Below are 12,367 nucleotides of genomic sequence, written 5' to 3'. Positions count from 1 at the left end.
GATAATCAGGCGTTTTTATCTTTTTGCGTTACTTTAGCTTTTAATGCCGCCAGCTCATTATCGATTTTGTCCTGAGCTGCCAGCTCAGCAAATTCGTCTTTTAAGGTTTTCTTACCTAAATCATAGGCTTCAACCTGAGCTTCCAGCGTATCAATTTTTTGCTCGTAACGCTCAAACTTGTACATCGCATCATTAATACGGTTGCTGTCCAGCGTTTTCTTCACTTCCAGCCGTGATGCTACCGTTTTCTGACGCATTAACATCGATTTCTGCCGCGCTTTGGCGTCAGCCAGCTTTTCCTGTAACTGCCCTACCTCGTCCTGCAGTTTACCGATGTGCTCATCCAGATTAGCAATATCTGCGGCTACTGTCTCAGCTTGCTCAGCCGCTTTTTGCCGCTCAATTAAGGCTGCACGGGCCAGGTCGTCACGCTCTTTACTCAGTGCCAGCTCAGCTTTAGCCTGCCAGTCTGCTACTTCTTCCTGCAAACGGTTAACCACACGCTGTAACTCTTTTTTCTCTGCAATGGTTTTGGCAGAGGACGAACGCACCTCAACCAAGGTATCTTCCATTTCCTGAATAATCAGCCGGACCATTTTTTCCGGATCTTCAGCTTTATCCAGTAAGGAGTTGATGTTTGAATTCACAATGTCGGAGAAGCGTGAAAAAATACCCATAATAATTACCTCTGAATGACTGTATTAGTACAGGCTAAGCTATTCAGTTTCCTTGCCAACTTTTTCAAATGCCGTAAGATACTGAATATAAGTTATTTTATTTATTTTCCGTTAAAGCTTCTGCTAGAAGGCTTTATGAAATACACTACTAATTAGCCAAATTAACCAATAAATAGTACGCCATGAGCAGAAAATTCCAACAAGATAATCTGGTGGGCCAGTCTAACAGTTTTCTTAACGTGCTGGACCAGGTGTCACAAATAGCACCCTTAGACAAACCGGTGTTAATCATCGGCGAGCGCGGCACCGGCAAAGAACTGATCGCGGCGCGGTTGCATTTCCTGTCACAGCGTTGGGATCAGCAATACATTACGCTGAATTGTGCCTCGCTAAACGAAAACCTGCTGGAGAGTGAACTGTTCGGCCACGAAGCCGGTGCTTTTACCGGTGCGGCAAAACGGCATGAGGGCCGCTTTGAACGGGCCCATGGCGGTACTTTGTTTTTGGATGAGCTGGCTAATACCCCGGGCCTGGTGCAGGAAAAATTGTTACGGGTGATTGAATACGGCGAATTTGAACGGGTTGGCGGCAGCCGGTCTATTAAAACCGATGTACGGCTGATTTGCGCCACTAATGAAGACTTGCCGCTACTGGCGGACCAGGGCGAGTTTCGCGCCGACTTACTCGACCGGCTGGCGTTTGATGTTATAACGCTGCCACCAATGCGCGAACGGCGCGAAGATATTTTGCAACTGGCAGAGCACTTTGCCATTAATATGGCCCGTGAGCTGGGTTTTGAACTGTTCAGCGGCTTTAGTGAAAAAGCCAAACGCACCTTGCTGGATTATCACTGGCCGGGTAATGTGCGTGAGCTGAAAAACGTGGTAGAACGCAGCGTTTACCGCACCAATAATGCTTATGTGCCGGTACATGATATTCAGTTAGACCCGTTTGAGTCGCCGTTCCGGCCGAAACAGCGCATAAAAGCAGCACGGGCACAGTTGCATAGCGCAAATGAAAACCACACTGCTGCGCCAACACCAGCTAAAGGTTCCGCAGCAGCAGATGAAACGAAACCGCCTCAGGTCGATTTTAGCCAGGTACAGGATTTTAAAACCCTGTCGCAGGATTTTGAAGTCAGCTTAATTAAGCAAGCGCTGGTTGCCAGCCAGTTTAATCAGAAAAGAACCGCTGAGCTACTGAATCTGACCTATCATCAACTGCGTGGCTATATGAAAAAGTATCAATTACTGGAAAGCCAGCAAACATGAAGCTGCAACGCGGTTGGATCTCACTGTCAGAGGTTGGCCGGAACACCTCGTCATTAATACTGGCCGGCGTTACCGCCCTTAGCGGTTGCCAGCCTAATTTACCGGAAACAGTACGCAGTGGCCTGGTATACTGCTCTGAGGGCTCACCGGAGTCGTTTAACCCGCAGTTGGTAACATCCGGCACCACTATTGATGCCATTAGCCAGCAGCTGTATGACCGTCTGCTGGATATTGCGCCGGATACCGGCGAGTTAACTCCGGGCCTGGCGCAAAGTTGGCAGGTTAGTGCCGATGGCAAAACATACCGTTTTAAGCTGCGCAGCAATGTGCAGTTTCACCAAACCGAATATTTTACCCCCGGTCGGCCACTGAACGCACAGGACGTGCTGTTTACCTTTAACCGTATTATGCAAACCGGTCATCCTTTTCATTATCAGGGCGGCGGCAATTATCCGTTTTTTCAAAGTGTTGCCTGGGCCTCTCTGGTTAATAAGGTGGTGGCGGAGAGCGACGACAGCGTGCGCTTTGAACTGAGTCGGCCGGACAGTTCGTTTTTATCCAATCTGGCCACCGATTTTGCTGCTATTTTATCAGCCGAATATGCAGAGCAGTTAGTCGCAGCTAATACCTTGTCACGGATGGACAGCCACCCTATCGGTACCGGGCCTTTTCGCTTTAAAGAGTACCAAAAGGATGTGCTGATCCGTTATTACCGGCATAAAAACTATTGGCGCGAACCGGCCAAACCCGACCAGCTGGTATTTGACATAGTGCCGAATAATGCCAGGCGGATGGCCAAGCTGTTTACCCATGAATGTGATGTAGTGGCCTTTCCTCGCGTGGCCGAGCTTAAACTGATTAGCCAGCGGCCGGACGTGGATGTGCAGGAAAGTACCAGCATGAATGTGGGTTTTTGGGCCTTTAACACCCGCAAAGCACCGTTTGATAACACCAAAGTACGCCAGGCCCTGGCCTATGCGATAAATCGCGACGCTATTTTGCAGGCCGTGTACTTTGGCCATGCTACTGCGGCGAACTCAGTGTTGCCACCAACCTCCTGGGCTTATAACCCCGATTTGCCGGTGCAGCAATATAACCCCGCCATCGCTAAAGCCTTATTGGCAGAAGCCGGCTACCCCAACGGCTTTAGCATGGATATTTGGGCGATGCCGGTGCAGCGTCTGTACAATCCTAACGCTCTGAAGATGGCCGAACTGATGCAAGCCGATTTAGCACAGATCGGTGTCAGGGCCAGTATTGTATCGTATGAATGGAACAGCTTTCGCCGCAAGCTAAGTGATAACGAGCATGACTCAGTCTTGATTGGCTGGTCGGCAGACAATGCCGACCCGGACAACTTTTTCCGCCCACTGCTTAGCTGCAGCGCGGCAGACACCGGCACTAACCGCGCCAACTGGTGCGATGAAAACTTTGACCGGCTGATTAGCCAGGCCTTGCTGACGGCCGATCAAAAGCAACGTCGCAGTTACTATATGGCGGCGCAACAATATCTGGCAGAGCAAGTACCGCTGCTGAGTATTGCGCATTCGCAGCGTTTTCAGGCTATCAGCAGTGATATTAAAGGCGTACAAATTAACCCCTATGGCGGTGTTGCACTGGCCGGTGCAGTGAAGGATATCAAATGACCCTGTACTTGCTGCGCCGTTTGTTTTTGCTGGCTTTTGTGTTGCTGGCGCTGAGCCTGTTAGCGTTTAGCCTGGCCTATATGTTCCCGGGCGATATACTGCAAAACCTGACCGGGCTCAGATACATTGCACCGGAGCAAGTGGCAGTACTGACAACAGAGTACCGGTTGGATCAGGGCTACCTGGCCCAGTATCTGGCCTATTTACAGCGTATTCTCAGCGGTAACTGGGGCTTGTCGTTTGCCAGCCAACAGCCGTTATTGCAGGAAATCGGCGTGTTATTGCCGGCCACACTGGAGCTGGCAGCCTATGCGCTGTTAATTTCATTTTTTGCCGGCATTCCGCTTGGCATTATTGCTGCGGTCAAACCGGAAGGCACGCTGAGCAAGATTATTTCTGCGCTGGCGATCACCGGCTACTCCATTCCGGTATTTTGGTGGGCACTGCTGCTGATTATGGTGTTTTCTCTTGGTCTGGGCTGGCTGCCGACAGCCGGCAGAATAGGTGTACTGTATGAGGTAAAACACATTACCGGCTTTATGTTAGTCGACATTTTACTGTCTGACAGCGCCCACCGTAATGATGCCTTGCTCAATGCCTTACGCCATATGTTACTGCCTACTCTGGTACTGGCAACCTACCCGACAACAGTAATGGTGCGCTTTACTAAAGACTCGATGCTGGATGTGTGGGAACAAAGCTATATCAAAACCGCCCGTGCCAAAGGCCTGAACCGTTTACAGGTGCTGTACCGTCATGGTTTGCGTAATGCGCTGTTACCGGTAATACGCCAAATTGGCTTGCAGTTCAGCACGCTGATCACGCTGGCGATGATTACCGAAGTTATTTTCTCCTGGCCCGGTATCGGCCGCTGGTTAATCGACAGCATCTATCAGCGTAACTATCCGGCTATTCAGGCCGGGTTATTAGTCATTTCTACCCTGGTGATCAGCGTAAACATGCTGACAGAAATCTTACACCGGTTGTTTAATCCGCTGGCAAGGAAGCGCTGAGATGGCACGATTTCGTTTATTAGCTGATGAACATCAGGCCCGATCGCCGCTACGGCAACTGTGGCGCGAATTTGCCCGTCAGCACAGCGCTGTGGCAGGCCTGTGTCTGTTTTCTGCATTCTTTGTACTGGCAATAGTCGCGCCGATATTAACACCACACGGCCCTTATCTGCAAAATGACAACCTGCTGCTGTTACCGCCGTCCTGGTCTGAACTGGGCCTGGTACAATATCCGTTTGGCACCGATGATTTAGGCCGTGATATGTTTTCGCGCTTTCTGGTCGGTGCGCGTTATACCTTTGGCATTGCCGTTATCACGGTACTGGGCGCACTACTCGCCGGCTTACTGCTGGGAACCCTGGCCGGTATGAGCAAAGGCGTAAAATCCAGTATATTTAACCATATCCTCGATTTGGCACTTACCATCCCCTCCTTGCTACTGGCGATCATTATTGTCGCTGTGCTTGGGCCGGGCCTGTTAAACACCATCTGGGCTATTATGCTGGCACTGTTGCCGCAGTTTGTGCATGGTGTGCGTAATGCCATTGCCGAACAGTTAAATCAGGATTACGTTGTGGCGTACCGGCTTGATGGCGCCAATAACCTGCAGGTGTTCCGCCGTATTATTCTGCCTAATATTTGGGAGCGCCTTACCGTTACAGCCACCATGGCGCTGTCTACCGCCATTCTGGATATTGCAGCGCTTGGCTTCCTTGGTCTTGGCGCCCAAGCCCCTACCGCGGAATGGGGCGCCATTATTGCCGATTCATTAGACCTTATTTACGTCGCGCCAATTGGCGTTGCTTTGCCCGGGCTGTTGATCTTTATGGCGGTATTATCGGTAAACCTGGTAGGTGATGGCCTGCGCACGGCAATGAAAAAACGGCGGGAAAACTGATGCTGTTACTCGATATTAAAAACCTGACCATAGAGTTGAATACCCCGGACGGTATGATCCGCGCCGTCGATCGCGTCAATCTGAGCTTGCGCGAAGGTGAAACCCGCGGTCTGGTGGGCGAATCCGGCTCCGGCAAAAGCTTAGTGGCCAAAGCAATAGTGGGAGTATTGAATAAACGCTGGCGGGTAACCGCCGACCGTTTCAGTTGGCGTGGCAAAGATTTGTTGAACCTGCCGTACGAGCAACAGCGTAAAATTATCGGCCGCGATATTGCCATGATATACCAGGAACCAAGCCGCAGCCTCGACCCCACCGCCGCTATTCTTGAGCAGTTAGAAGAGGCGATACCCGATCATCTGTTAGACGGCCCCTGGTGGAAGCGCAGCTACCTGCGCCGGCGCAAAGCGATAGCCTTATTGCATAAAGTAGGTATTCGTGATCATCAGGCAGTATTGCAAAGTTATCCTTATCAGCTGTCGGAAGGTATTTGCCAGAAAATCATGATTGCGATGGCCATTGCCAAAAACCCCAAACTGCTGATTGCGGATGAGCCGACGACTGCGCTGGAAAGCACCACTCAGGCCCAGTTATTTCGGTTGCTGGCCAGTTTTAATCAGTTAAAAGGCATGTCGGTACTGCTGATCAGCCATGAGTTGGAAAGCATCGCCCGCTATACCCAAAGTCTGAGTGTATTGTACTGCGGCCAGTTGGTTGAAGCCGGTGAAACCGCAGCTATTCTGAAGCAGCCTTTTCATCCCTACACTAATGCGTTGATTAAAAGCGTGCCGGAATTTCAACCGGAGCTGGTGGCCAAAACGCCGCTGTACGCCCTGCCGGGCAGTATCCCGGTACTGCAACATCTGCCGATAGGCTGCCGGCTGGGGCCGCGCTGTCCGAACGCCCGTAAAGAATGTGTGAAAACCCCGGGCCTTGAGCGTCTGCAAAACCACTATTTCAGCTGTCATTTCCCGCTAATCGGACAAAAAGACCTATGAGCCTGCTGCTTGAAGTCAAACACTTAAGCAAAACCTACCGTAAACAAGCCGGTTTGTTTCGCCAGCGCAGCGTCACCGCGTTGGACGATATCAGTTTCAGCCTGGCGGCAGGAAAAACCCTGGCTATTGTCGGTGAAACCGGCTCCGGCAAAAGTACTCTGGCAAAGCTATTAGTGGGTATTGAGAAGCCCGACCAGGGTGAAATCTTACTTGGCGGCACAGCAGTAAAAATCAGTAATTACCGCCAGTATAATCATGTGATCCGGTTTATTTTTCAGGACGCAGCCAAATCACTTAACCCGCACCAGAAAATCGGCCAAATGCTGGACGACGTCTTGCACTTCAGTACAGTGTTAGACAGCCAACAACGTAAACTGAAGATTAAACACACCTTAAAACAATTAGGCTTGCTGGACGAACATGCTGATTATTACCCGCATATGTTTTCCGGTGGTCAGTTGCAGCGGGTGGCGTTAGCCCGGGCATTAATCCTCGACCCCAAACTGCTAATCCTTGATGAAGCATTAACAGCACTGGATCCAACGCTGCGGGCTCAAATGGTTAATGTGCTATTACAACTGCAACAAAGCTCAGGCCTGGCCTATTTACTGATCACCAATCATTTGCGGCTGGTAAAGCATATTGCCGATGACTTGTTGGTACTGCATCAGGGCAAACCACTGGACTATGGCCCTACGGCCACGGTATTTGCCAATCCGGAACACGACTACACCCGCAAATTGATCAATAGCGCCATTACATAAAAAAAAACCGTGGCAAGCCACGGTTTTTTTTATCTGACTTAAATACGCTTCAGAGTTGCTCTTCCGCGGCAGTGGCACGCAGGTTGCGGCTAATCTTCGCCTCAGCCTTCAGCGCAGCAATAATCGCACGGTACGCTTGTTCAGCCTGCTGCTCAGCCAGACGCTCTAATTGCGCCGGCTCAGGCACTGCAGTAACGTCAGTGTCTTTCACCGCCAATACCGATACCAGAGCGGCATCACCGTTAGCCAGGCTAACCAGCTCAACCGCCGGCTTATCTTGCGGCCGTGGCATAGCAAAGGCTTTAGCGCGAATTTCTGCATCCAAAGTACCGCCAAAACGTGGCGTATTCATTGCTTGCTGCAACTCAACACCTGCCGCCGTAGCTTGTTCCGCCAGGTTACTGTCTGCCAGCTGTGCTAACACAGTTTCAGCCTGTTGCTTTGCCAGTAAGGCACTTTGCTCTGCGCGCACGGCAGACTCAACCTGAGCTTTAACTTCTTCCAGCGCCTGAGTGCGTGCCGGCTGATAATCTTTTACCCGCACTACAATAGCGCGCTCTTTACCCAGTTCAATCAGCTCGCTGTTCAGGCCTTCCTGAATAAAGCCGGCATCAAACAACTTGTTCATCACCACCGGTTCAGACAAAGGTGCTGTCGCTTCTTCACGGCTGAACAACGGTGTGGTTACCACTTTCATATCCACTGCAGCGGCGGCGTCTTCCAGTGTATCAGGTACCTCAAAGCTTACTTCAGCTAAACGCTGCTGCAGCTCATAGAATGCCGCACTGGCACGCTCTTGCGAAATACGCTGTGCAATATCTGCCGACACCTCAGCCAATGGCTGTTGCTGTGCCGGCTCTAACTCAACCAGCTTAATAATGTGATAACCATAAGCACTTTTTACTACCGGGCTTAAAGCCCCGACTTCGGTCATGGCAAAAGCCACGCGTTCAAACTCCGCATCCATATCGCCCGGCGTCAGCCAATCCAGTACACCGCCATTTTCGGCAGAAAAAGTGTCTGCTGATGCAGTTTTAGCCAATTCAGCGAAATCCGCACCGGCGTTAAGTTGCGCTAACAGGGCTTCAGCCTGTGCTTTGACATCATTGTCATCCTGCTCAGACTCCAACATGATATGCGCAACCTGACGGCGCTCATCGCGGCTGAAGCGGGCTTTATTAGCTTCGTAGTACTCAGCGATCTCCGCTTCAGTAACATCAACAGCAGCACTTAAACTGTCAGCTGAAATTTCTACATATTCAACAGCCACTTTGGGCTCAGTCTCGAACTGCGCCAGGTTGGTGGTGTAGTAGTCCTGTAGCATTTGTTCGCTCAGCTCAACCTTGCCGGCAAAATCTGCGGCAGCAAAACGCACAAAGGTAACGTCACGTTGCTGCTGCTGCAGCTTTAACAACAACTGCATTTCTTTGGCGGTAGCAAACTCACTACCCAATAAACCAATTAACAGTTGGTTACGTGACATTTGCTCACGCATATATTCGCGAAACTGTTCCGGTTGATACCCGGCCTGACGCAACAAAGCAATATAACGTTCGTTGTTAAACCGGCCGTCTACCTGAAATTCTGTCATTTCACGAATAGCATCGCGCACCTGGTCATCGCTGACGCGTAAACCCAGCTCTGCAGCAAATTGCTTTTGCAGCGTTTCATCAATCAAACGCTCCAGTACTTCACTGCGGAAATTATTCATATAGCCGGCATCAGCAGCCATCACCGCATACATTTCGCCAAACTGCTGCTGCATACGGGCACGTTCATTTTGAAACGCCTGGTCAAAATCTGCACGGCTGATTTTTTCGCCGTTCACTTCAGCCACGTTGGTCTCAGCTGGTGTACTTAAATAACTGCCAACACCCGCCAGGGCGAATGTCAGGATCACTAAGCCTAAAATAGACTTGGCAACAACTCCCTGAGAGCCTTCTCTGATTTTTTCTAACATCTTAGTGCTATCTCTCTATTCAACGTTAAGCGGCCGGAAGGCAACGAAAACACATCTTAGTTACCGTAAAAAAAAACGCATCTTAACAGATGCGCTTTTTTTAGAGAAGCCTTGGAAGCCTGCGGTTACTACTTTGAATAACCCTGATTCAACACTACACCTTATTCAGGTACCGGTTTATCACTAAGCTTCCAAACTGACGTTTGTCGTAAGACAAAACGGCAGATTAGTTACACGCGTCTTTTAACGCTTTACCAGGCTTGAAAGAAGGAATTTTCGCAGACGCGATTTGAATAGTGGCACCAGTTTGCGGGTTACGGCCAGTACGGGCTGCACGCTCGCGTACGCTGTAAGTACCAAAACCAACTAATGCTACAGAGTCGCCTTCTTTAAGAGCTTCGGTAACAGCATCAATGAACGAATCTAAAGCACGACCTGCTGCCGCTTTAGAAATGTCTGCACCAGCAGCAATTTTGTCGATAAGTTGAGACTTGTTCACAATATCATCCCCTTCAATTGTTATTATTTTCAACAACTACACTTCATTAGTTCTGTAAGTGAGCTTCATCGTTATAACAAGCATTTTTGGGGCTTGCAAGCAAAAGAAGCGACAAAACTAATAATTCTTGCTTTGACCGCAGCCCTTGTATAACAAGGGCTTGGTCGAAACTTTCCATAACTTAGCACAGCCAACGGGAATGAAAAGCCCCTATGCAGGATTTTTTTCCGTTTTTTTGCTTTTTGCTGGATTTTTTACCGTTTCTACCACCGAAACACGCTCCAACGGCTCTTGTAACGCCAATTCCAGCACTTCATCTATCCATTTTACCGCACAAATTTCGATGTCGCCTTTGACATTATCAGGAATGTCTTTTAAGTCGCGCACGTTATCATGTGGAATAAGAACCCGCTTAATACCACCACGGTGTGCTGCCAGCAGTTTCTCTTTTAAACCGCCAATGGGTAAAACTTCGCCACGCAGGGTAATTTCACCAGTCATGGCGACATCAGCCCGTACCGGGTTACCGGTTAAGCTCGATACCAAAGCCGTTACCATACCAATACCGGCACTGGGGCCATCTTTTGGCGTGGCACCTTCGGGCACATGCACGTGAATATCGCGTTTTTCATAAAAGTCTTCATTGATACGCAAACCGGCAGCACGGCTGCGCACTACGGTCATCGCCGCCTGGATAGACTCTTTCATCACATCGCCCAGTGAGCCGGTAAAGGTTAGCTTGCCCTTACCCATCACTGACGCCGCTTCAATGGTCAGCAAATCACCGCCCACTTCAGTCCAGGCTAAGCCGGTAACCTGACCAATACGGTTGCTGTCTTCGGCTTTACCGTAGTCGTAGCGCTGCACGCCAAGATAATCTTCCAGATTCTGCTGGTTTATCACAACCTGGGTTAAATCTTTGGTCAGCAATATTTGCTTCACCGCTTTACGACACAGTTTGGAGATTTCACGCTCTAAGCTGCGCACCCCGGCTTCACGGGTGTAATAACGGATAATGCCGATAATGGCGCTGTCTTCAATTACAATTTCGCTGGCTTTTAAACCATTGCGGCCAACCTGCTTGGTGATCAGGTGCTGCCTGGCGATATTCAGCTTCTCATCTTCGGTGTAACCGGCCAGCCGGATCACTTCCATCCGGTCCAACAACGCCGCCGGAATGTTCAGACTGTTGGACGTGGCAAAAAACATCACATCGGATAAGTCATAATCGACTTCCAGGTAGTGATCACTGAACGCTGTGTTCTGCTCCGGATCTAACACCTCCAGCAGCGCTGCTGCCGGATCACCGCGAAAATCTGATGCCATCTTGTCAATTTCATCCAGCAGGAACAGCGGGTTACGCACGCCTACCTTAGCCATTTTCTGGATAATTTTACCCGGCATAGAACCGATGTAAGTACGGCGATGACCGCGAATCTCAGCTTCATCACGCACGCCGCCCAGCGCCATCCGCACGTATTTACGCCCGGTTGCTTTGGCAACAGATTGTCCCAGTGAGGTTTTACCCACACCCGGCGGGCCTACCAGGCACAAAATAGGGCCTTTAAGTTTATTTACCCGCTGTTGTACGGCTAAATACTCAACAATGCGCTCTTTTACTTTTTCCAGGCCGTAGTGATCGGCATTCAGAATTTGCTCTGCTGCGGCCAGGTCTTTTTTCACCTTGCTGCGTTTTTTCCACGGCACATTAGTCAGCCAGTCGATATAGCTGCGCACTACGGTGGCCTCAGCTGACATCGGTGACATCATCTTCAGCTTTTGCAGCTCGCTGCGGGCTTTGTCAGACACTTCTTGCGGCATCTGCGCCTGGTCAATTTTTTTACTCAGGGTTTCAAATTCGTCCGGCGCATCTTCCAGCTCACCCAGTTCACGCTGGATAGCCTTCATCTGCTCGTTCAGATAGTATTCGCGCTGGCTTTTTTCCATCTGCTTTTTCACGCGGCTGCGAATACGGCGCTCTACCTGGAGAATGTCAATTTCACTCTCCATCATCGCCATCAGGTATTCCAGCCGCTCGGTCACGTCGAAGATTTCCAGCACTTTTTGCTTATCTTCAACTTTCAACGGCATATGAGCAGCCATGGTATCGGCCAGCCGTGCCGGCTCTTCAATGCCACTTAATGCGGTTAATACTTCCGGCGGGATCTTTTTATTCAGCTTGATATAGCCTTCAAACTGATTAATGGCCGAGCGCAGGAAAACTTCCTGCTCGCGGCTGTCTACCTCGGCGGTTTCAATAATATCCACATAAGCAGCAAAGGCTTTATCAGTCTCGGTAAATTCAGCTAAGCGGGCGCGGCGGCTGCCCTCTACCAATACTTTAACGGTGCCGTCCGGCAATTTCAGCAGTTGCAAAATAGTCGCAACTGTACCTACTTCATATAGATCAGCAGCGGCCGGATCGTCCAGGGTGGCATCTTTTTGTGCCACCAGAAAAATTTGTTTGTCGTTTTCCATGGCCGCATCAAGGCATTTAATCGACTTCGCCCGACCAACAAACAGTGGGATAACCATATGGGGATAGACGACCACGTCGCGCAGTGCCAGTACCGGCATATGCAAACGTTCAGCGTGTTCTGATGTCATTGATTCTCTCTCGAAATTAGTTACTGCAGGCGCGAAT

General features: G+C 50.0%; 10 protein-coding genes. 6 read left to right on the top strand and 4 right to left on the bottom strand.

The genetic code is table 11. The features are described from left to right. Positions 1 to 5: 5 nt before the first annotated feature. Positions 6 to 677 carry a phage shock protein PspA gene (gene pspA, locus ACTZWV_RS15025; protein WP_305551580.1) on the bottom strand — a complete coding sequence of 224 codons (672 nt, stop codon included), beginning with the start codon at positions 675 to 677 and terminating at the stop codon, positions 6 to 8. Positions 678 to 859: 182 nt separating this feature from the next. On the opposite strand from pspA, the gene pspF reads away from it, so the two are divergent. Genes pspF through ACTZWV_RS14995 form a run of 6 tightly spaced genes read left to right on the top strand, consistent with a single transcriptional unit; the run spans position 860 to position 7,264 of the window. After that, a complete protein-coding gene (gene pspF / locus ACTZWV_RS15020; protein WP_444787326.1) occupies positions 860 to 1,948 on the top strand; it encodes a phage shock protein operon transcriptional activator in 1,089 nt (362 codons plus the stop codon). Then, positions 1,945 to 3,594 carry an ABC transporter substrate-binding protein gene (locus tag ACTZWV_RS15015; protein WP_444787325.1) on the top strand — a complete coding sequence of 550 codons (1,650 nt, stop codon included), beginning with the start codon at positions 1,945 to 1,947 and terminating at the stop codon, positions 3,592 to 3,594. Before pspF ends, ACTZWV_RS15015 begins: the two co-directional genes overlap by 4 nt. Further along, complete coding sequence (locus tag ACTZWV_RS15010) at positions 3,591 to 4,607, top strand: ABC transporter permease (RefSeq protein ID WP_444787324.1); 1,017 nt, start codon at positions 3,591 to 3,593, stop codon at positions 4,605 to 4,607. The genes ACTZWV_RS15015 and ACTZWV_RS15010 overlap by 4 nt, the downstream gene beginning before the upstream one ends. Position 4,608: 1 nt before the next feature. Continuing rightward, complete coding sequence (locus tag ACTZWV_RS15005) at positions 4,609 to 5,505, top strand: ABC transporter permease subunit (RefSeq protein WP_444787323.1); 897 nt, start codon at positions 4,609 to 4,611, stop codon at positions 5,503 to 5,505. Continuing rightward, positions 5,505 to 6,500, top strand: a complete 996-nt coding sequence (locus ACTZWV_RS15000) for a peptide ABC transporter ATP-binding protein (RefSeq protein ID WP_444787322.1) — start codon at positions 5,505 to 5,507, stop codon at positions 6,498 to 6,500. The genes ACTZWV_RS15005 and ACTZWV_RS15000 overlap by 1 nt, the downstream gene beginning before the upstream one ends. Continuing rightward, on the top strand, positions 6,497 to 7,264 hold the full coding sequence (locus ACTZWV_RS14995) for an ATP-binding cassette domain-containing protein (protein ID WP_444787321.1): 768 nt from the start codon (positions 6,497 to 6,499) through the stop codon (positions 7,262 to 7,264). Before ACTZWV_RS15000 ends, ACTZWV_RS14995 begins: the two co-directional genes overlap by 4 nt. 49 nt (positions 7,265 to 7,313) lie before the next feature. On the opposite strand, the gene ACTZWV_RS14990 is transcribed toward ACTZWV_RS14995, so the two are convergent. The 3 genes from ACTZWV_RS14990 to lon all read right to left on the bottom strand — a co-directional run bounded on the left by ACTZWV_RS14990 (position 7,314) and on the right by lon (position 12,330). Next, on the bottom strand, positions 7,314 to 9,224 hold the full coding sequence (locus ACTZWV_RS14990; RefSeq protein WP_444787320.1) for a SurA N-terminal domain-containing protein: 1,911 nt from the start codon (positions 9,222 to 9,224) through the stop codon (positions 7,314 to 7,316). A 226-nt stretch (positions 9,225 to 9,450) separates the two neighbouring features. Further along, on the bottom strand, positions 9,451 to 9,723 hold the full coding sequence (hupB, locus tag ACTZWV_RS14985) for a nucleoid-associated protein HU-beta (RefSeq protein ID WP_008220336.1): 273 nt from the start codon (positions 9,721 to 9,723) through the stop codon (positions 9,451 to 9,453). A gap of 210 nt (positions 9,724 to 9,933) precedes the next feature. Continuing rightward, positions 9,934 to 12,330: an endopeptidase La gene (gene lon, locus ACTZWV_RS14980; RefSeq protein WP_444787319.1), complete on the bottom strand. Its 2,397-nt coding sequence runs from the start codon at positions 12,328 to 12,330 to the stop codon at positions 9,934 to 9,936. Positions 12,331 to 12,367 lie beyond the last annotated feature (37 nt).

It is taken from the genome of Rheinheimera sp. NSM, from assembly GCF_052380015.1.
Classification (GTDB): Bacteria; Pseudomonadota; Gammaproteobacteria; order Enterobacterales; family Alteromonadaceae; genus Alishewanella.
This window is presented reverse-complemented; position numbering and strand designations above follow the sequence as displayed.

What these genes read in the sequence shown, in the direction of transcription:
- ACTZWV_RS15000 (WP_444787322.1), top strand. Translation starts at nt 5,505, where the DNA reads ATGCTGTTACTCGATATTAAAAACCTGACCATAGAGTTGAATACCCCG.
- ACTZWV_RS14995 (WP_444787321.1), top strand. Translation starts at nt 6,497, where the DNA reads ATGAGCCTGCTGCTTGAAGTCAAACACTTAAGCAAAACCTACCGTAAA.
- ACTZWV_RS14990 (WP_444787320.1), bottom strand. Translation starts at nt 9,224, where the DNA reads ATGTTAGAAAAAATCAGAGAAGGCTCTCAGGGAGTTGTTGCCAAGTCT.
- ACTZWV_RS15015 (WP_444787325.1), top strand. Translation starts at nt 1,945, where the DNA reads ATGAAGCTGCAACGCGGTTGGATCTCACTGTCAGAGGTTGGCCGGAAC.
- ACTZWV_RS15005 (WP_444787323.1), top strand. Translation starts at nt 4,609, where the DNA reads ATGGCACGATTTCGTTTATTAGCTGATGAACATCAGGCCCGATCGCCG.
- ACTZWV_RS15010 (WP_444787324.1), top strand. Translation starts at nt 3,591, where the DNA reads ATGACCCTGTACTTGCTGCGCCGTTTGTTTTTGCTGGCTTTTGTGTTG.
- lon (WP_444787319.1), bottom strand. Translation starts at nt 12,330, where the DNA reads ATGACATCAGAACACGCTGAACGTTTGCATATGCCGGTACTGGCACTG.
- pspF (WP_444787326.1), top strand. Translation starts at nt 860, where the DNA reads ATGAGCAGAAAATTCCAACAAGATAATCTGGTGGGCCAGTCTAACAGT.
- pspA (WP_305551580.1), bottom strand. Translation starts at nt 677, where the DNA reads ATGGGTATTTTTTCACGCTTCTCCGACATTGTGAATTCAAACATCAAC.